General features: G+C 65.4%; 14 protein-coding genes. 7 read left to right on the forward strand and 7 right to left on the reverse strand.

Annotation, left to right across the window (positions count from 1 at the left end):
- Positions 1–3: 3 nt before the first annotated feature.
- Both C7H84_RS22870 and C7H84_RS22875 read right to left on the reverse strand, forming a co-directional pair.
- Entirely contained in the window at positions 4–1785 is a 1782-nt protein-coding gene (locus C7H84_RS22870) for an IlvD/Edd family dehydratase (protein WP_121860892.1), read from the reverse strand.
- A 112-nt stretch (positions 1786–1897) separates the two neighbouring features.
- The gene (locus tag C7H84_RS22875) at positions 1898–2935 is read right to left on the reverse strand and encodes a LacI family DNA-binding transcriptional regulator (protein ID WP_121860893.1); all 1038 of its coding nucleotides are present in this window, start codon (positions 2933–2935) and stop codon (positions 1898–1900) included.
- A gap of 300 nt (positions 2936–3235) precedes the next feature.
- On the opposite strand from C7H84_RS22875, the gene C7H84_RS22880 reads away from it, so the two are divergent.
- Entirely contained in the window at positions 3236–4582 is a 1347-nt protein-coding gene (locus tag C7H84_RS22880; RefSeq protein ID WP_121860894.1) for an MFS transporter, read from the forward strand.
- 105 nt (positions 4583–4687) lie between these two features.
- On the opposite strand, the gene C7H84_RS22885 is transcribed toward C7H84_RS22880, so the two are convergent.
- From C7H84_RS22885 to C7H84_RS22900, 4 genes are all read right to left on the reverse strand, one after another.
- The gene (locus C7H84_RS22885; protein WP_121860895.1) at positions 4688–6004 is read right to left on the reverse strand and encodes an MFS transporter; all 1317 of its coding nucleotides are present in this window, start codon (positions 6002–6004) and stop codon (positions 4688–4690) included.
- 66 nt (positions 6005–6070) lie between these two features.
- On the reverse strand, positions 6071–7273 hold the full coding sequence (gene tcuB / locus C7H84_RS22890; protein WP_121860896.1) for a tricarballylate utilization 4Fe-4S protein TcuB: 1203 nt from the start codon (positions 7271–7273) through the stop codon (positions 6071–6073).
- On the reverse strand, positions 7260–8666 hold the full coding sequence (gene tcuA, locus C7H84_RS22895; RefSeq protein WP_121860897.1) for an FAD-dependent tricarballylate dehydrogenase TcuA: 1407 nt from the start codon (positions 8664–8666) through the stop codon (positions 7260–7262). The genes tcuB and tcuA overlap by 14 nt, the downstream gene beginning before the upstream one ends.
- A 75-nt stretch (positions 8667–8741) precedes the next feature.
- On the reverse strand, positions 8742–9683 hold the full coding sequence (locus C7H84_RS22900) for a LysR family transcriptional regulator (RefSeq protein WP_121860898.1): 942 nt from the start codon (positions 9681–9683) through the stop codon (positions 8742–8744).
- Positions 9684–9958: 275 nt separating this feature from the next.
- Here C7H84_RS22900 and C7H84_RS22905 point away from each other — a divergent pair, with 275 nt between their 5' ends.
- From C7H84_RS22905 to C7H84_RS22915, 3 genes are all read left to right on the forward strand, one after another.
- Positions 9959–13414, forward strand: coding sequence for an adenylate/guanylate cyclase domain-containing protein (locus C7H84_RS22905; RefSeq protein WP_121860899.1), 3456 nt, complete (start codon positions 9959–9961; stop codon positions 13412–13414).
- 92 nt (positions 13415–13506) lie between these two features.
- The gene (locus C7H84_RS22910) at positions 13507–14556 is read left to right on the forward strand and encodes a patatin-like phospholipase family protein (RefSeq protein WP_121860900.1); all 1050 of its coding nucleotides are present in this window, start codon (positions 13507–13509) and stop codon (positions 14554–14556) included.
- A gap of 40 nt (positions 14557–14596) precedes the next feature.
- Entirely contained in the window at positions 14597–15211 is a 615-nt protein-coding gene (locus C7H84_RS22915) for a hypothetical protein (protein WP_121860957.1), read from the forward strand.
- Between the two features lie 40 nt (positions 15212–15251).
- Here C7H84_RS22915 and hpaR read toward each other — a convergent pair whose 3' ends face one another.
- Positions 15252–15653, reverse strand: a complete 402-nt coding sequence (gene hpaR, locus C7H84_RS22920; RefSeq protein ID WP_121860958.1) for a homoprotocatechuate degradation operon regulator HpaR — start codon at positions 15651–15653, stop codon at positions 15252–15254.
- 173 nt (positions 15654–15826) lie between these two features.
- Here hpaR and C7H84_RS22925 point away from each other — a divergent pair, with 173 nt between their 5' ends.
- Genes C7H84_RS22925 through hpaE form a run of 3 tightly spaced genes read left to right on the forward strand, consistent with a single transcriptional unit; the run spans position 15827 to position 18823 of the window.
- Positions 15827–16594, forward strand: a complete 768-nt coding sequence (locus tag C7H84_RS22925; protein WP_121860901.1) for a fumarylacetoacetate hydrolase family protein — start codon at positions 15827–15829, stop codon at positions 16592–16594.
- Positions 16591–17349, forward strand: coding sequence for a fumarylacetoacetate hydrolase family protein (locus tag C7H84_RS22930; protein WP_121860902.1), 759 nt, complete (start codon positions 16591–16593; stop codon positions 17347–17349). Before C7H84_RS22925 ends, C7H84_RS22930 begins: the two co-directional genes overlap by 4 nt.
- Positions 17350–17365: 16 nt before the next feature.
- Positions 17366–18823 (forward strand): 5-carboxymethyl-2-hydroxymuconate semialdehyde dehydrogenase, encoded by a 1458-nt coding sequence (gene hpaE / locus C7H84_RS22935; RefSeq protein WP_121860903.1) that lies wholly within the window; start codon positions 17366–17368, stop codon positions 18821–18823.
- The last annotated feature ends 25 nt before the right edge of the window (positions 18824–18848 follow it).

Consider the following 18848-nt stretch of genomic DNA (forward strand, 5'->3'; position numbering starts at 1 on the left):
GGGTCAGTGCGAGTGGCGCGGGTTGCCGCGCTGCTCGATCACCTTCAGGTACAGCGTGGCTGGTTCGAGACAACCGCCGGTGGACAACTGGCCGACGAACCGGCGATAGAGCTCCTGCCACGGCGTTTGCGCCTGGGGCACGGCGAAGCTTGCAGTCTCGCGGCGGCGCGCGAGTTCGTCTTCATCGACGAGCACGTCGACGCTGCGGCGATTCAGGTCGACGCGGATGCGGTCGTTCGTGCGTAGTAGCGCGAGGCCGCCGCCCACCGCGGCTTCCGGCGACACGTTCAGGATCGACGGGCTGGCCGACGTGCCGCTCTGGCGTCCGTCGCCCAGGCACGGCAGCGACGTCACGCCACGCTTCACCAGCTCGGCAGGCGGCGCCATGTTGACCACTTCCGAACTGCCCGGGTAGCCGACCGTGCCGCAGCCGCGGATCACCAGGATGCAGCGTTCGTCGATTTGCAGCGCGGGATCGTTGATGCGGGCATGGTAGTCCTCGGGGCCGTCGAACACGATCGCGCGTGCGTCGAACGTATTCTCCGCACCGGGGTCGGCGAGGTAGGTCCGGCGAAAGGCTTCCCCGACCACCGACATCTTCATGATGGCGCTGTCGAAGAAGTTGCCCGACAGCACCATGAAGCCTGCGCCATGCTTGAGCGGCTCGTCGGGCGTGCGAATCACGTCGCGATCGGCGTCCGGCGCGGCGTCGGCAATCTCGCCGATCGCGCGGCCGGACACGGTCACGCAGTCGCGCCGCAGCAGGCCGGCCGCATCGAGCTGGCGCAGCACCGCGGGCACGCCACCGGCGCGGTGGAAGCTTTCCCCGAGGTATTCGCCGGCCGGCATGCAATTGACGAGCAGCGGCACGGATTCACCCAAACGCTGCCAGTCGTCGAGACTCAGTTCGACGCCCATGTGGCGTGCAATCGCGATCAGGTGCGGAGGGCAGTTCGTCGATGCGCCGAGCGCGGACGCGACGACGATCGCGTTCTCGAATGCCGCGCGCGTCATGATCTTCGATGGGCGCACGTCTTCGCGAACCAGCGCGACCGCACGCTTGCCGGTCGCATACGCCATCTGGCCTCGCTCGCGGTACGCGGCCGGAATGCTCGCGCAGCCCGGCAGCGACATGCCGAGCGCCTCGGCCAGGCTGTTCATCGACAGCGCCGTGCCCATGGTATTGCAGTGGCCGATCGACGGCGACGAGGCCGTGGTCAGCTGCATGAAGCCCTCGTAGTCGATCTCTCCGGCGGCCAGCAAGTTGCGGGCATGCCAGATCACCGTGCCCGAACCGACACGCTTGCCCTCGTGCCAGCCGTCGAGCATCGGCCCGCCCGACAGCACGATGGCGGGCATGTCGACCGTGGCCGCGGCCATCAGGCACGCGGGCGTGGTCTTGTCGCAGCCGGTCGTGAGCACCACACCGTCCAGCGGAAAGCCGTGCAGCACTTCCACCAGGCCCAGGTATGCGAGATTGCGGTCGAGCGCGGCCGTGGGCCGGCGGCTCTGCTCGGCCAGCGGATGCACGGGGAACTCCATCGGAATACCGCCCGCGTCGCGGATGCCGGCCTTGGTGCGCTCGGCCAGTTCGATGTGATGGCGGTTGCACGGCGCGAGATCACTACCAGTCTGCGCGATGCCGATGATGGGGCGCCCGGACTGCAGTTCTTCGCGCGTCAGGCCGTAGTTCATGAAGCGCTCGACATAGAGCGCGGTCATGTCGGCATGCGCGGGATCGTCGAACCATTCCTGACTGCGCAGGCGGCGAGCGGGGTGTGACATGGCGGGCTGTCTCCGAATGGGGCCGTAGCCGTTTTTTCGTGCCGGATAGTTACCGGTAACATTCGAGCTGATGTTAGCACGGGGATTTCGCGTTGAGGAAGGGCCCGGTCGCTCAGGCGCTTTCCCGCACGACGATCGTGTAGTCGATGCGGATGCTTCGCGATTCGGCCGGTTCGCCGTCATCGCGTGCTTGCAGCGCGCCCAGCAGCGCCTCACCCGTGTGCAGGCCGATGCCGTAAGCATCGACCGAAACCGTCGTGATGGTCGGGTGGCAGCAAGTCGCCACTTCGAAGTTGCCGAAGCCGGCCACGGCGACGTCTCCCGGCACGGACAGTCCGCGCCGGTGACACTCCATGATCGCGCCGAACGCCGACATGTCGCTCACGCACATCACGGCGTCGGTGTCGGGCCACTGCTCCAGCATGGCCGCCATCGCGGGCCCGCCGTGGCTCATCGTGATCGGCGAGTCGCCCAGCCGCACGACGCGCGGCGCGCACAGTCCGAGTGCCTTGATCTCCGCCCGATATCCGTTGAGCCGGTCCAGGCCGCGGCGGTCCAGTTCGCTCGCGCCGCCGAGAAAGCCGATGCGCCGGTAACCGCGCTCGGCAAGGTGCCGCACCATCGCACGCGCGGCGCGCACGTTGGAGAAGCCCACGGCGGTATCGATCGGGCGCGTGGGCAGATCCCACATCTCGACCACAGGAATGGCCGAGCGCTCCAGCAGCTTGCGCGTCGCATCGGTGTGCTGCGCACCCGTCAACGCAATGCAGCGCGGCTGGTGGCGCAGCATCGAGCGCACCAGCCGTTCCTCGCGCTCCAGGTCATAGTCGGTATCGCCGAGCAGCAGTTGCAGGCCGTGCGGTTCGAGTGCATCGGTCAAACCCCGCACCGTGTCGGAAAAGTTCGAACTCGACAGCGACGGCACCAGCACCGCGACGAATTCCGAGCGCCCCGACGACAGTGCGCCTGCCGCGGCATCGGCCACGTAGCCCAACTGGTCGATGGCCCTGCACACCCGTTCGCGCGTGTCGGCGGCCACGCTGTGGCCGGCAAGCACACGCGATACGGTCATCTTCGATACGCCGGCCAGGCGCGCTACATCGGACATGCGGGGCGGTCCGGCGGGCCGGACGGCAGTGGGACTGGGCATCGGAATCGCGATCGGGAGAAAGCCGGGAAGGCTACATCATACCGGTGCCGGATGCCGTGCAGGCCTGCCGCCGGGCGTCCGTTGCCGCGACGTCGGCACTAGGGAAACCACGCGTGGTTCAGGCCTTGAATGCACACGTCACGGCATGCTAACTTGATTGATGTTATCGGTATCAGCGCACCGGTTGCTCCCGTCGTTCCGTCGGCGGATTTTTTTTGCCCCGGAATGTTATCGGTAACATCAGTGCATCACCGAACCCGCCGGTACGAAGAAGACCTACACGATCAGGAGACAAGACCGATGCCATCCATTACACAGACCGCTGCCGCCTCGGCCGCGGCCGATTCCTCCGAGGACGCCCTTTACCGGAAGGTCATGCGGCGCATCCTGCCATTGCTGCTGCTCTGCTACGTCGTCGCGTATCTGGACCGCGTCAACGTGGGTTTCGCCAAGCTGCAGATGCTCGACGACCTGCATCTGAGCGACGGCGTCTATGCGCTCGGCGCCAGCATTTTCTTCTGGGGCTATTTCCTGTTCGAGATGCCGAGCAACCTGCTGCTGCATCGTTACGGCGCACGCTTCTGGATCGCGCGGATCATGATCACGTGGGGCATCGTGTCGTCGTCGATGGCTTTCATCGTGCCGCTCGCGCAGTTTTTCCACGTGCAGACGTCCACCATGTTCTACACGCTGCGCTTCCTGCTCGGCCTGTGCGAAGCCGGCTTCTTCCCGGGTGTGATCCTGTACATGAATTACTGGTTTCCCGCGCGCCGCCAGAGCGTGGCCATGTCGGGCTTCCTGGTGGCGATCCCGCTGAGTCTCACGCTGGGCAGTGTGGTTTCCGGATGGCTGATGGAACAGACGCATGGCTTGTCGGGCATGAGCGGCTGGCAATGGATGCTGCTGCTCGAAGGGCTGCCGTCGATCGTGGTGGCGTTCATCGTGCTGGCCTGCCTCGGCGATGGTCCGCAGTCGGCGAAATGGCTGTCCACCGACGAGAAGGCGGTGGTGTCGCGCAACCTCGAACGCGAGGCCACGCACAAGTCGCACAGCGTCGGTGCCGCGCTGCGCAGCCCGCGCGTCTGGCTGCTGACGTTCATCCTGCTCACGTTCAATACCGGCTTCTACGGGCTGGCGTTCTGGCTGCCGTCGATCATCCGCGCGTCGGGCGTGCGGAGCCCGCTGCATATCGGCCTGCTTACCGCAATACCGTACCTGACGGCCATCTTTGCGATGGTGTGGAATGCATCGCACTCGCGCAAGACCGGCGAACGTCGCCTGCACGCGGCGATTCCCGCGCTGATCGGCGGCGTCGGTCTGATCGCGAGCGCGGCGTGCGCGCAGAACGTCGGACTGTCGATCCTGTTCCTGACCATCGCGACGTGCGGCATTCTCGCGCTGATGCCGATCTACTGGACTTTCCCCGGCCAGATCCTGTCGGGCACGGCCGCCGCCGCCGGCATTGCGCTGATCAACTCGGTGGGCAACCTGTCCGGCTTCACGGGTTCGATGATCACCGGCATTGCCAAGGAGATGACCGGCAACATCAACAACGGCACGTATGCGCTGGGCGCGTGCCTGCTGGTCAGCTGCGTACTGATCATGTTGATTCCGCGCAGCATCCTGCTTCCGTCGGTGGAGCAGTAGGCCGTTTGCCATTCGTCGGTCGTGGTGCCGCCCCGGTATGCCGGTGGCGGGCCGCGACCGGCCGGCGCATGTCCACTTCGCGCATGCGCGGCCCGCCAGCGCCGGTCAGGCAAGTGAAGCCGCGCGTTCCGCGGCGCCACCTCGGCGATAGAGCGCAAGGGTGGCCAGCAGTCCGCAGCAGGCTGCGGCACTGAGCCAGTACCCTGGCGCCGCCTTGTCTCCGGTGACCTGAATCAGAAAGGTCGACACCGCGGGCGTGAAGCCGCCAAAGACGGCGGTCGCCAGACTGAACGCGAGCGAGAAACCCGCCACCCGAACGTTGACGGGCATGATTTCGGTGAGTGCCGCAACCATCGCGCCGTTGTACATCCCGAAGAAGAATGAAAGCCACAACAGCACGCCGAGCATCCGACCGAAGCTGGGTGCGGACGACAGCCATGCAAGCGCGGGATACGACGTCGCGATGGCCATGATCGTGATGGCCACGAGAATCGGCTTGCGTCCGATGCGGTCCGACAATGCGCCGCCGACGGGCAGCCAGAAGAAATTCGACACGCCCACGCACAACGTAACGATCAGGCTGTCGGCCGTGGACAGTTTCAGGACGGCCTTGCCGAAGGTCGGCGTGTAGATCGTGATGAGATAAAAAGTGGTCGTCGTCATCGCCACGAGCAGCATGCCGGCAAATACCGTGCGCCAGTTTTGCAGCATCGTCGCGAACACTTCGCGCGCGCGCGGATGATGCGTGCGTGCTTTGAATTCGTCGGTTTCCCGCAGCGTTCGGCGAAGCAGGAAAATCGCCGGCACGATCGCACAACCGATGAAGAACGGAATGCGCCAGCCCCACGCGGCGATTTCCTGGCTCGTCAGAAGATGATTCAGCACATAGCCGAGCGCTGCGGCCACGACGATGGCGACTTGCTGGCTGGCGGACTGCCAGCTCGTGTAGAAGCCTTTGTATCCCTGCGTCGCCATTTCCGCCAGATAGACGGACACGCCGCCGAGTTCCGCACCCGCGGAAAAGCCCTGCAGCAGGCGTCCAAGCAGCACCAGCACCGGTGCAACGAGTCCGATCGTCGCATAGCCCGGTACGCACGCGATGAGAACCGTGCCGCTCGCCATGATCGAAAGCGTCACGATCAACCCCTTGCGCCGACCCACTTCGTCAATGTACGCGCCCAATACGATCGCGCCGAGCGGACGCATCAGGAAGCCGGCACCGAATACGGCGAACGTCAGCAACAGCGATGCGAATTCGCTTGCGGTCGGAAAGAACACCCGCGAGATCGTGGTCGCATAGAAGCCGAACAGGAAAAAATCGAATTGCTCGAGGAAGTTGCCGCTGGTGACGCGCAGGACCGTGCCGAACGTCGACGTTCGAGTGGCAGCGCGGTCCTGGGCAGCTGGCGGTGAGCGATGCATGATGTGTCTCCTATGGATGTCTTGTACGAATCCGGCGACAGGCCGAATCGCTTCGCATGACCCGGTTCAATCCGGGCTCGATTGCAGGCGCGTGGCCTGGCGTTTTTCGATCGACGACTTGAGCAGTGCCGCGCAGCGGAAGATGCCGTGCGCGAATTTTCCGTACGGCAGCGTGGCGAAAAGCGCCATCACGACACCGAGATGGATGGCCAGCAGGCACGCCATCGCACTGCTGTCGCGCCACGCAAGCAGCGCCAGACCGGACGCGCTCACGAGCATCAGCAGCGCGATGAAGCCGCGATCCATCGGGCGTTGCTTCGGATCGGTCCGCTCCGTGGCGCGACGCACATTGAGCCAAAGCAAGCCGGCCGGCCCGATCAGCAGGCCGATTCCGCCCGTCGTGCCGAGCAGCACGGGAAGGCTCAGGAACGCGTACGGCGCGTGCAGGCCGAGCGCGTAGTGATAGAACGTCGCCACCACGGTGGCCGCGAAGCACAGCATGAAGCCGTAGAACGTGAAGTGGTGGAAGCGTCGTCGAGCGAGCGTGAACGCATCGTCCGACTCGTTGCAGCCGTCACCGTGGCCGCCGTCGAGATAGGTCAGCGCAAGCGCGTGCTTCGCTGCTTCGGCGACTGCAGGACCGTTCGCTGTGCCTGCCGACACGTCGCGCCAGAATCGCGTCACACCGATTCCCAGTGCGAGCATGGCCACGCCGAACACGCTGCCGAACATCACGGCAAGCAGGTTGTGCGGAAAAATCGCATAGAAGTTGCCGCCCACCGGACCGTTCAGCAGCGAACCGTGCATCGTGACGCCGAGCTGCAGGAACAACGCGAGCGCGGCAGCCAGCGCGAGTGCGACCGTGAGACCATTGCGCTGGTAGAGCCGGCCCATCGGTGCGGGCCACGCATATTCGACATACGTATCGAAGCGGACTTGCGCCATCGCCTTCGGCACGTTCACGGCGAACTCGTGCGGCGGCGCGTACTGGCACGCGTGATAGCACGCGCCGCAGTTGTGGCACAGGTTGGCGAGGTAGTTGACGTCGGCCTTCGCGAAATCGAGGCGGCGCGTCATGGCCGGAAAGACCGCGCAGAATCCTTCGCAATAGCGGCACGCGTTGCAGATGCTCATCTGCCGCGAAACCTCCGCTTCGTTGTCGGTGACGGGATGCACGCGAATGACCGCGGCACCGCTTGTGCCGCCGGACGCCCGGCGGGCGGGCGCGAGCGGCTGCGCGTCGCGAACGCGCTCTTCAAGATTCTGCACATTGAACTCCAGTCGATTGAGCGGCCTTCGCCGCCTGAGTGCCGGCGATACGCCCGAATGCGGTGCCGATCGACATGCCGACGCCAGCCGTATATCCCTTGCCGAGCACGTTGCCGGCCATCATTTCACCGGCAACGAACAGGTTGCCGCTCGGCCGTCCGCCGAAATGGACTTGCGCGAGTTCGTTGACCTTGAGCCCCAGATACGTGAACGTGATGCCGGGGCGCAGCGCGTAACCGAAGAATGGGGGGGTGTCGATCGGACGCGCCCAGTGGGTTTTCGCGGGCGACAGCCCTTCGGTACGACAGTCGTCGAGCGCCGTGTGGTCGAAGGTGCCGATCCGGCATGCGGCGTTGTACGCGCGCAGCGTGTCGACAAACGCGTGCTCGGGCAGATTCAGGCGGCGCGCGAGCTCCGGCAGCGAATCGGCTCTCGCGCCGGGAAATACCGGCGGCATGAATCGTCCGACCGCCTTCGCGTCGATGATCGAGTAGGCGATCTGGCCCGGTTGCCCGGCGACGAGCCGGCCCCAGATCGCATAGCGCTTCGGCCAGAAATCTTCACCCTCGTCATAGAAGCGCCGTGCATCGCGGTTGACGACGACACCGAGCGACACGCAGTCGATGCGCGTGCAGATGCCGCCGTCGTAGAGCGGCGCGCGGGCGTCGATCGCGACGCAATGCGACTGCGACGGGTCGCCGATCGTGTCCGCGCCGGCGTCGATCATGTATCTGAGCAGCACGCCTTGATTGAACCGCGTGCCGCGGATGAGGAAGTTGTCAGCGGGCCATTCGCCGCGCTCGTCTTGTCCCCAGGCTTCGCGCAACCATTCGCGATTGGATTCGAATCCGCCTGCCGCCAGCACGCAACTGCGGGCCTCGAAGCGTTGTGCGCCGCTGCGCGCGGCGACGAAGCGCTCGCCGTCGAGTTCGATCGCATCGACCGGCGTGTCGTAACGGATCCGTACACCCAGCGCTTCGGCACTGCGGTAATACGCGTTCACCAGCGCTTTGCCGCCGCCCATGAAGAATGCGTTGGTTCGCGCGACGTGCAGCGCGCCGGACAGCGGTGGCTGAAAACGCACGCCATGCGAATGCATCCACGGACGACACGTCGACGACGCGCGGATCACCAGCCGGGCCAGCGCCTCGTTCGTGATGCCACCGGTGACCTTCAGCAGGTCTTGCCAGTATTCCTCTTCGGGATAGGCGCCGACCAAAACGTCCTGCGGCGCGTCATGCATGCAGCGCAGGTTGCGGGTGTGCTGGGAGTTTCCGCCGCGCCATTCGCGCGGGGCCGATTCGAGAAGCAGGACCGAGGCCCCGGCTTCACGCGCCATCAATGCGGCGCAGAGTGCGGCATTGCCTCCGCCGATTACGAGAACGTCGACCATCTGAGCTGTCTCCTTTGAGACGTCACTCTACGGATCGACCCGACGTGCCGCCATCAGCGGAACGGCAACACGTCTTCAGTTTTCGTGAAGAGGCTGGGCGCGCAGCGTGGCGCCGGGCCATCCTCCGGCCGCGACGATGTCGCGCGCGACGTCGGCGAGCACGACCCGCGCTGCCAGCCCGGCGGGCGATAGCTCGTCGTCGGAAATGCTCACGATCAGGTTGGGCCTGATCGCGTGTACGTCGGCGACCGCGACGCTGGCGAGCGTGGAATTTTCGTGCCGCGCGAGCGCCGCGCCCGGTTGAATCGTTGCGCCAAGGCCACCGCGCACGGCGTCCATCAACATCGCGAGGCCGTCGACTTCGGCGGCGATGTACGGGCTGAAACCGGTACGAGCGAAGGCGGCGTCGAGCAATGCACGCAGGCCGTGCGGGCCGCTGGGCAGGATGAGGGGCAGTGCGCCGAGGTTCGCGAGGGAGACTTGCGGCCCTGCAGGCATGCCAGGCTGGTCGGCGGCGCCGATCACGAACAGATGCTCGTCGAGCAACGGCATGACGCTCCAGCGCTGCGCGGGTTCTTCGCGGAACAGCACCGCCAGATCGATTTGCCGTGCACTCAGCATCGCGCCGAGGTAGCCCGACAGGCTTTCGACCATGCGCAGCCGGACATCCGGATAGCGCTGCCGCATCGCTTTCATGAAGGCGAGGCCGAGCACCCCGGTGGTGCTCGGTGCGAGCCCGACGCTCACGTGGCCCGACAGGCGCGCCTGACGGGCCGCAACGGCCGCGTCGTCGACGTGGCGCAGCGCGAGCTGCGCTTGTCTCCAGAATGCGAGACCCGCATCCGTCGGGACGACCCCCGCGGACGTGCGTTGCAGCAGGCGAGTAGACAACTCGCTCTCGAGGCGGCTGATCTGCTGGCTCAGCGCGGACGTCACCACACCGAGCTCCAGTGCGGCCTTGCCCATGCTGCCGTGCTCCACGACGCAGACGAAATAGCGCAGTTGCCTGAGTTCCATCGACACCCCGAATCGATTCGATCGCGGTATTGTCGCAGCCATCGATGCGCGGGTCGAATCTTCAGATCCGTTCGAGAGGGAGCGATCGCGCCGCATCGTGGCGCTGCACATCCATGGTGTTTCGCTCTGGCCGACGTTTCGAGTACGGATCGACTACCGTTGAATCGTCGATTCGTCCGCTCATCGACATGCAACATACCGCTCACCGAACCTGGATTCCCGCAGCGCGCAGCGCATAATATTCAGATGTCGACCCTTGGCAGGCAGAGGGTTTTATGCGCTGCACAATCTGCGGATCCGAGAATCCTCCCGACGCGAGGTTCTGCCGGGAATGTCAGGCCGTGCTGTCCCGCACCTGCCCGCAGTGCGGATGCGAGACGACACCCGCGGCCCGCTTCTGCAGCAATTGCGGGACGCCGCTCGCGACAGCCGCCGCCGCGCCCGCAATTTTCCCTCCATCGGCGCCCGAGCTGCCGCCTACCCCCGTTCATTACACGCCCGATCATCTCGCCGAGCGGATCCGCGCCGAACACGCGGCGATGGAAGCGCGCGGCGAACCTGCCGGCGAACGCAAGACGGTGACCGCGCTGTTCGCCGACATGGCCGGCTCGACCGCGTTGATCCACGACCTCGATCCCGAAGTCGCGCATCGGCTGATCGTGCCGGTTGTCGAGCTGATGATGGAAGCCGTCCACTACTACGAAGGCTACGTTGCAAAATCGCTCGGCGATGGCATCCTCGCGCTGTTCGGCGCACCGATCGCGCACGAAGACCATGCACAGCGGGCGCTGTTCGCCGCGTTGCGCATGCAGCACGCGATGCGGCAGCACGGCGACCGCATTCGTCTGCAGGAAGGCATTCCTCTGCAGATTCGCGTCGGCGTTCACACGGGCGAGGTCGTCGTCCGTTCGATCCGCACCGCCGACCTGCACACCGATTACGATCCGCTCGGGCATACGATCCATATCGCGTCGCGGATCGAGGGCATCGCGGCGCCGACGTCGATTCTCGTCAGCGAGTCGACCCACAAGCTGGCGGAAGGCTATTTCGAGTTCAAGGCGCTCGGGGCAACACAGCTCAAGGGCATTCCCGCGCCGCTGAGCGTCTATGAGGTGCTGGGCCTCGGTGCATTGCGCACGCGCCTGCAACTGGCCGCGCACCGTGGGTTCGCGCGGTTCGTCGGCCGCGAGACGGAAATGGAGCACCTGAACGGCGCGCTGGAAACCATGCGGAGCGGCCATGGCCGCGTGGTTGGCGTGGTGGGGGAGGCCGGCGTCGGCAAGTCGCGCCTGTTCCACGAGTTCAAGGAGCGCTCACGTCGCGGCGCGCTGGTGCTCGAGACGTTCTCCGTCTCGCACGGCAAGGCGTTTCCCAATTTGCCGCTCATCGAACTGCTGAAGAACTATTTCCAGATCACGACGCAGGACGACGAGCGGCGCTGCCGCGAAAAGGTCATCGGCAAGGCGCTCGCGCTGGAGCGCAGCTTCGAGGAACTCGTGCCGTACGTGCTCTATCTGCTCGGCATCGGTGAAGGCGCGCCGGTACTCGTCGAGATGGATCCGCAAATCCGGCGCGACCGTACCTTCGACGCGATCCGGCAGTTGCTCGTGCGGGAGAGCCAGAACCAGCCGGTCCATCTGCTGTTCGAGGATCTGCAGTGGCTCGACCGCGAGACGGAAGCCTTCCTGACCTACCTGATCGACCACGTGCCGGACGCGCGCATCCTGCTGCTGGTGAACTACCGGCCCGAGTATCGGCCTGCATGGGCGCACGCGGCGCACTGGAGCAAGATCCGGCTCGAACCGCTCGGCCGCGCCGATGCGCAAGGGCTGCTCGCGGCGCTGCTCGGCGAGGATCGCTCGCTCGCGCCGCTCAAGCAGCTGATTCTGGAGAAGACGGAGGGCAATCCGTTCTTCATCGAGGAAGTGGTCCAGACGCTGGTCGAGGAGCAGTCGCTGCTCGGCGAGGCCGGGCGCTATCGGGTCGTCGAGACACCGGCGACGCTGCACATTCCGACGACCGTGCAGGGCGTGCTCGCCGCGCGGATCGACCGGCTGCCGATCGAGGAAAAGGAACTGCTGCAGGCACTGGCCGTGATCGGCCACGAGTTTCCGTTCAGCCTGATCCGGCGCATTTGCGCGGACGCGTCGGCACCGGACGACGAACTGCGGCGTCTGCTCGCGCATCTGGAAGCGGCGGAGTTCATCTACGAGCGCCCGGCCTTTCCGGAGGTCAGTTATGCGTTCAAGCATGCGCTGACCCAGGAAGTGGCCGGGCGCTCGCTGCTGACCGAGCGGCGTACCACGCTGCACGAGCGCACCGCGCAGGCGATCGAGTTGCTGTTCCCGACGCGCATCGCCGACTACTGCAGCGAACTCGCGCACCACTACAGTCAGAGCGGCAACATTCCGAAGGCCGTCGAATACCTGCATCGTGCGGCGCAACAGGCGCTGCGCCATGCGGCCCATCACGATGCAATGAATCACCTCGGCGCGGCGCTCGCGTTGCTGAAGGGCCTGCCGGACACACCGTTGCGCGCGCATTGGGAACTGACGCTGCTGCTTTCGCTCGGGCCCGTCCTGATGGATGTTCGCGGCTACGGCTCGACGGAAGTGGGCGCGACCTATACGCGCGCGCTCGCGTTGTGCGAGCGGACCGGGGAGGCATCGCAACGCTTCGCGACGCAGTTGGGATTGCGGATGCACCACGTGGTGCGCGGCGAATATGCGCTCGCGACCGACCTCGGCAAGCAGATGCTCGGTACGGCCCGCGATGCGAACGATCCGGATTTTCTGATCGAGGCGCACAGTGCGCTGGGTTCGTGCTTGTTCCTGAAGGGCGATTTCGCGGCGGCGCGCACACATCTGGAGCAGGCGCTGGCCATCTACGATCCGGAGCAGCATCAGGCGCATGTGTTCGCGCACGGAGTGGATCCCGGCATTCGCGCGCTCAGTTTCCTCCTGCTCACCTTGTGGTTTCAGGGCTATCCCGACCAGGCGCTCGAACGCAGCGTGGATGCGCTCGCGCTGGCAAAGTCCCTGGCGTATGGGCCGTCGCTGGCGTTCAGTCTGACCTACATCGCGCACTTGCACCAACTCCGCGGGGAGCCTGCGCTTGCCGCCGAGCGCGCGGAGGCGGTCATTGCCGTATCCACGGAGCACGGCTTGCCGTACTGGCTCGCATGCGGGACGCTGTTTCGCGGCTGGGCGATGAGCGCGCAAGGCAACCTCCAGGGCGGTATCGCGCAGATGCGGCAGGGGCTCGATGCGCACCGGGCCGCCGGCGGCGAAGACCAGCGGCCGTATTTTCTCGCGCTGATCGCCGACAGCTACTGGCGCACCGGTGACGCGCGCGCGGCGCTCGCGACGCTGGACGACGCGTTGGCGATCGTCGAGCAATCCGGCGAGCATTGCTACGAGGCCGAGCTGTACCGGCTCATGGGGGTCTATCTCGCGGAAACGACGAGCGAGGACAGCGCTGCAGCGGCAAGCGACCACCAAGCCGTCGACTGCCTTCACAGAGCGATCGAGCGCGCACGCCGGCAGGGCGCCCGCGCGCTGCAATTGCGCGCCGCGTCCGATCTCGCCCGGCTGTTGCAACGGCAGGGAAAGACGGCCGAGGCGAAGCAGGCGCTGTCCGATGTGTACGCTGGCTTCACCGAAGGGTTTGCGACGAACGATCTGCGGGAAGCGAAAGCGCTGCTGGATGCGTGCGGCACGCACGCGGAATGAATGGAACGACGGCGCACCGCCACGCCTCGCGTGACGACGTGCGTTCAATGACAGGTTGCTGCTCCGCATGACGGGGCGTTGAGGAGACGGGCATGGCGACCACGCACACGAGACGCCGCAACGATGTGCCGCGCAAGCCGATCGCGCTCGCGTTGCAGGGCGGCGGGATGCATGGGGCTTTCACGTGGGGCGTGCTCGACCGGCTGCTCGAAGACGGGCGGCTCGACATCGAAGGGGTCAGCGCGACCAGCGCCGGTGCGATGAACGCCGTCGTACTTGCGTACGGGCTCCAACAGGGCGGCGAGGACGGTGCGCGTCAGGCGCTGAACGATTTCTGGCAGGCGGTCGCGCACTCGGCGGAGCGCTACAACCCGCTGCGCTGGGTGCCGTGGCTGAAGGGCACGCACAGCTTCGGGCTCGATCATTCGCCGGTGTATGCATTCACCGACATGATGCTGCGCGTTTTTTCGCCGTATCAGTTCAATCCGAACAACCTGAATCCGCTGCGCGAAGTGCTCGACGGCCAGGTCGACTTCGCCGCGCTGCGCAAGCAGTGTCCGATCCGGTTGTATCTGTGCGCGACCAACGTCGAGACCGGAAAAATACGTCTCTTCACGGCGGAAGACATTTGCGCCGACGCCGTCCTCGCATCGGCTTGCGTGCCGACGTTGTTCCAGGCCGTGTCGATCGACGGCGAGTACTACTGGGATGGCGGCTACATGGGCAATCCGGCCATCTACCCGTTGATCTACCACTGCGCGACGCGCGACGTCGTGATCGTGCACATCAATCCGCTCGTGCGCCGCGGCGTACCGACCACGGCCGCGGAGATCCTCAACCGGATCAGCGAGATCAGTTTCAATTCGTCGCTGATGCGCGAGATGCGCGCCATCGCGTTCGTCACCGAGCTGATCCAGCAGGGGACGATCCAGCGCGGCGACATGAAGGAAATGCTGATCCATTCGATTCGCGCCGACGACGCGCTGAGCGCGTTGAGCGTCTCGAGCAAGTACAACGCGGACTGGGGTTTCCTGAGCGAGCTGCGTGACCACGGACGACGCGAAGCGGATGCATGGCTCGCGCATCATTACGGCAACATCGGACAGCGTTCGAGCATCGACATTCGCCGGGAATTTCTCTGAGCGCGTCGAAGTCATGGACGCCCCGCCCCAAGGAGTGAACGTGAACCGGACGCGCGCACGGTTTGTCGCGTTGTGGTCATCCAGCGGCGGCACGCATGCCGAGGACGTCTATCGGATGCTCGCGCACTGCTACGCGGAGCCGGTGCGTCATTACCATACGCTCGTGCACGTGCGGCGCTGCTTGCGTCAGCTCGATCTCGCGCGCGACGCGATTCCGGACCCGGACGCCGTCGAACTCGCGCTGTGGTTCCATGACGTGATTTTCGTGCCAGGCGCGCAGGACAACGAACCGCGCAGCGCGGACTGGTTCCGAAGCCGGGCGGCGGGGCGAATCGGCGCGTGCGAGCGGATCTGCGCGATGATTGTCGCGACGAACCATGCGGGCGCCGCTGAAGAACCGGATACGCGCTTCGCATGCGACATCGATCTGGCAGCGCTGGGTGCGGCTCGCCGCCGGTTTCGCGATGACGGCCGGCGCCTGCGCGCGGAGCGCCCCGATCTTGACGACCGGGCGTACGACCTTCAGGAGCGAAGCCTGCTTCGCGGGCTGCTCGCCCGCCCGCGCATCTATCTGACGGACTTCTTCTACACGCGTTGCGAGACGCAGGCGCGCAGGAATTTGAACTGGCGGCTGGGGTTGCCGGTTCAGGGATGACGGCGGCGCGTCGCCGCGCCGGCCGCACGCACGCGAGCAATCAGTGTTCTTCCAGCCCGGAAAGCAGATCGTCGACTGCCTTGTAGACCCGCGCCACGACATCCTTGCCGACCTCGCGTTCCAGGTCGGCATATCGCATTTCCAGATCCTTCGTCAGGGCCCGAACCAGCTCGATGCTGGTCGGCGTCAGCGAGACCAGAACGCGTCGCTGGTCTTCCGCGAACCGCTCCTTCGTAATCAGTTCCAGAGCCTCCATGCGCGCCAGAACGCCGACCATGCTCGGGCTCGAGATCGTACACAGATCCGAAAGCTGTCGCGGCTCCAGCGGCCCTTGCTCGTGCACCGCGCGGATGATGCGCCATTGCTGCTCGGTAAGCCCGTGCGCGGTCAGGAGCGGCCGGAACCGCTCCATGATCTTCTCCCGCGCGCGCAGGAGCATCATCGGAAGGTTGCGATGGGGTGCGTCGTGCTTGTCTTTGACATCCATACCGTTGATTGCGCTTCTGCTTCGGTGCAGCCGGGAATTCTGTTGGCCTGCATGTTCTCTCTTGACGCCCGATAATATCAGGCGAAATAATACTAACATGTGAGTGAACGCCGGAGGAACGAATCGTGATGTTTGCACCCGTCGACCACGTGCTTCGCCTTGAAGGGGAGCCGGTTGCGCGCGATGTCGACGCCCGTACGGCGGCGTCTCTGTTGTCGAGCGGAGCGAATTGCCGGCCCCCGGTCGAGGGCGCCGTCTATGGGACGTTGCTGAACGACCGCGCGGCGCTCGAGGCACTGGGCGATGCGGTCAACGCCGCGCCGTACAAAGCGCCGCCCAAAGCGCCGGTGTTGTATGTCAAGCCCCGCAACACGCTGGCCGGGCACGGCGCGAAGGTTGTGGTGCCGAACGGCACGAGCGGCGTTCAGATCGGCGGCTCGCTCGGGATCGTCATCGGGCGGACCGCGTCGCATGTGAGCGTTGCCGACGCGCTCGGATATGTCGCCGGATACACGATCGTGGCCGATCTGTGCGTGCCGCATGAAAGCGTGTATCGCCCATCGGTGCGGTTCCGTGCGCGGGACGGCTTTTGCGTAATGGGGCCGACCGTCGTCGCGCGTCGCCTGGTCGCGGACCCGGACGCATTGCCGATCTCGGTCAGCATCGACGGCAAGGAGACGTTCAGCGCGAATACGGCGACGTCGATCCGGAACGTCGCGCAACTGATCGCGGACGTCACCGACTTCATGACGCTATCAGCGGGGGATGTGCTCACACTGGGCGTGCCTCGCGGTGCGCCTCTGGCTCATGCAGGTGATGTCGTTCATGTATCGATCGGGGGATGGCCGACCCTCACGTTTTCGATGACGAGCGAAGCAGCAGGAGGTCAACAATGATGCGGGGCCGTGTTGCCTATTCGGGCGCGATTCATGAAGCGTATCCGCACGAAGCGGGCGTCCGGCTCGCCGACGGCCGTGTGTGCCGCGAAAGCGACGTCGTGTGGCTCGCGCCGATCGAGCCGGGGACGATCTTCGCACTGGGATTGAACTACGCGGAGCATGCGAAGGAGCTGCAGTTCTCGAAGCAGGACGAGCCGCTGGTGTTTCTGAAGGGGCCGGGGTCCGTCATCGGTCACCGCGGGGTCACGCGCCGTCCTGCCGACGTCACGTTCATGCACTACGAATGCGAGCTGGCGGTCGTGATCGGCCGCCCGGCCAAAGAGGTCAAGCGCGAAGACGCGATGCAATACGTTGCGGGCTACATGATCGCGAACGACTACGCGATCCGCGACTATCTGGAGAACTACTACCGCCCGAACCTGCGCGTGAAGAATCGCGACGGCGGCACCGTGTTGGGCCCGTGGTTCGTCGATGCGGCCGACGTTGCCGACGTCACGAACCTGGAATTGCGCACGTTCGTGAACGGCAAGCTCGAGCAAAAGGGCAACACGCGGGATCTGGTGACCGGCATTCCCGCGCTCATCGAGTATTTGAGCAGCTTCATGTCGCTCGCACCCGGCGACATCATCCTGACCGGTACGCCGGAAGGCATCGTCGATGTGAAGGCGGGCGACGAAGTCGTGTGCGAAATCGACGGTCTTGGCCGTCTTGTCAACGTGATTGCCTCTGACGCGGAATTCGGCCGCAACTGACCGATTAGGATTACTCATGCGCATCGACCATCTGATCAACGGGAAGTCCGCTGCGGGAAGCAGCTACTTCGAGACCATCAATCCGGCAACGCAGGAGGTACTCGCTGAAGTCGCGAGCGGTACCGCCGAGGACATCGATGCCGCGGTGCGCGCGGCGAAGGACGCATTCCCCGCATGGGCCGGCACGCCGGCGACCGAGCGTGCCAAGGCGCTGCGCAAGCTCGGCGAGCTGATCACGAAGCACGTGCCGGAACTCGCGAACACCGAGACGCGCGACACGGGGCAGACGATCTCGCAGACGGGCAAGCAGCTCGTGCCGCGGGCCGCGGACAACTTCACGTATTTCGCGGAAATGTGCACGCGCGTCGACGGGCACACCTATCCGACCGCTTCGCATCTGAACTACACGCTGTTCCATCCGGTGGGCGTCTGCGCGCTGATCTCGCCGTGGAACGTGCCGTTCATGACGGCGACGTGGAAAGTCGCGCCGTGTCTCGCGTTCGGCAACACGGCGGTGCTGAAGATGAGCGAACTGTCGCCGCTGACCGCATCGATGCTCGGCGACCTCGCGCTTGAAGCGGGCATTCCCGCCGGCGTGCTGAACGTCGTTCACGGGTATGGAAAGGAAACCGGCGAGCCGCTCGTCGCGCATCGCGACGTGCATGCGATTTCATTTACGGGCTCCACGGCGACCGGCAACCGCATCGTTCAGGCCGCGGGGCTGAAGAAGTTCTCGATGGAGCTCGGCGGCAAATCGCCGTTCGTGATCTTCGAGGATGCCGACTTCGAACGCGCGCTCGACGCCGCGGTGTTCATGATCTTCTCGAACAACGGCGAGCGTTGTACGGCCGGCTCGCGCATTCTCGTGCAAAAGTCGATCTACGCGAACTTCGCCGAGCGCTTCATCGAGCGCGCGAAGCGGCTGACCGTGGGCGACCCGCTCAGCGAAAGCACCATCGTCGGCCCGATGATCAGCCAGGGGCACCTCGCGAAAGTCCGCAGCTATATCGAACTCGGCGCGAAGGAAGGCGCGACGCTCGCCTGCGGCGGCCTCGGTGCACCGACGCTGCCGGACGCGTTGAAGAACGGCAACTTCGTGACACCGACCGTGTTCGTCGACGTCGACAACCGCATGCGCATCGCGCAGGAAGAGATCTTCGGCCCGGTGGCCTGCCTGATTCCGTTCGACGACGAGGCCGACGCCGTCCGCCTCTCGAACGACATCGCGTATGGCTTGTCGAGCTACGTGTGGACCGAGAACACCGGCCGCGCGCACCGCGTCGCGGCTGCGATCGAAGCGGGCATGTGCTTCGTGAACAGCCAGAACGTTCGCGACCTGCGTCAGCCGTTCGGCGGCACGAAGGCGTCGGGCGTCGGCCGCGAAGGCGGCACGTGGAGCTATGAAGTGTTCCTCGAGCCGAAGAACGTCTGCGTGTCGCTCGGTTCGCATCATATTCCGCGCTGGGGCGCGTAAGCAGCGTCGCCTGCTTCATCCGCGA

Origin of the sequence: Burkholderia sp. Nafp2/4-1b, assembly GCF_003635165.1 — a bacterium.
Lineage (GTDB): Bacteria > Pseudomonadota > Gammaproteobacteria > Burkholderiales > Burkholderiaceae > Burkholderia.

Bases quoted from the DNA above. Each gene is read 5' to 3' on its own strand.
- C7H84_RS22885 (WP_121860895.1), bottom strand. From the start codon at position 6,004: ATGCATCGCTCACCGCCAGCTGCCCAGGACCGCGCTGCCACTCGAACG.
- C7H84_RS22900 (WP_121860898.1), bottom strand. From the start codon at position 9,683: ATGGAACTCAGGCAACTGCGCTATTTCGTCTGCGTCGTGGAGCACGGC.
- hpaE (WP_121860903.1), top strand. From the start codon at position 17,366: ATGCGCATCGACCATCTGATCAACGGGAAGTCCGCTGCGGGAAGCAGC.
- C7H84_RS22910 (WP_121860900.1), top strand. From the start codon at position 13,507: ATGGCGACCACGCACACGAGACGCCGCAACGATGTGCCGCGCAAGCCG.
- C7H84_RS22930 (WP_121860902.1), top strand. From the start codon at position 16,591: ATGATGCGGGGCCGTGTTGCCTATTCGGGCGCGATTCATGAAGCGTAT.
- C7H84_RS22925 (WP_121860901.1), top strand. From the start codon at position 15,827: ATGTTTGCACCCGTCGACCACGTGCTTCGCCTTGAAGGGGAGCCGGTT.
- C7H84_RS22875 (WP_121860893.1), bottom strand. From the start codon at position 2,935: ATGCCCAGTCCCACTGCCGTCCGGCCCGCCGGACCGCCCCGCATGTCC.
- C7H84_RS22905 (WP_121860899.1), top strand. From the start codon at position 9,959: ATGCGCTGCACAATCTGCGGATCCGAGAATCCTCCCGACGCGAGGTTC.
- hpaR (WP_121860958.1), bottom strand. From the start codon at position 15,653: ATGATGCTCCTGCGCGCGCGGGAGAAGATCATGGAGCGGTTCCGGCCG.
- tcuA (WP_121860897.1), bottom strand. From the start codon at position 8,666: ATGGTCGACGTTCTCGTAATCGGCGGAGGCAATGCCGCACTCTGCGCC.
- C7H84_RS22870 (WP_121860892.1), bottom strand. From the start codon at position 1,785: ATGTCACACCCCGCTCGCCGCCTGCGCAGTCAGGAATGGTTCGACGAT.
- C7H84_RS22880 (WP_121860894.1), top strand. From the start codon at position 3,236: ATGCCATCCATTACACAGACCGCTGCCGCCTCGGCCGCGGCCGATTCC.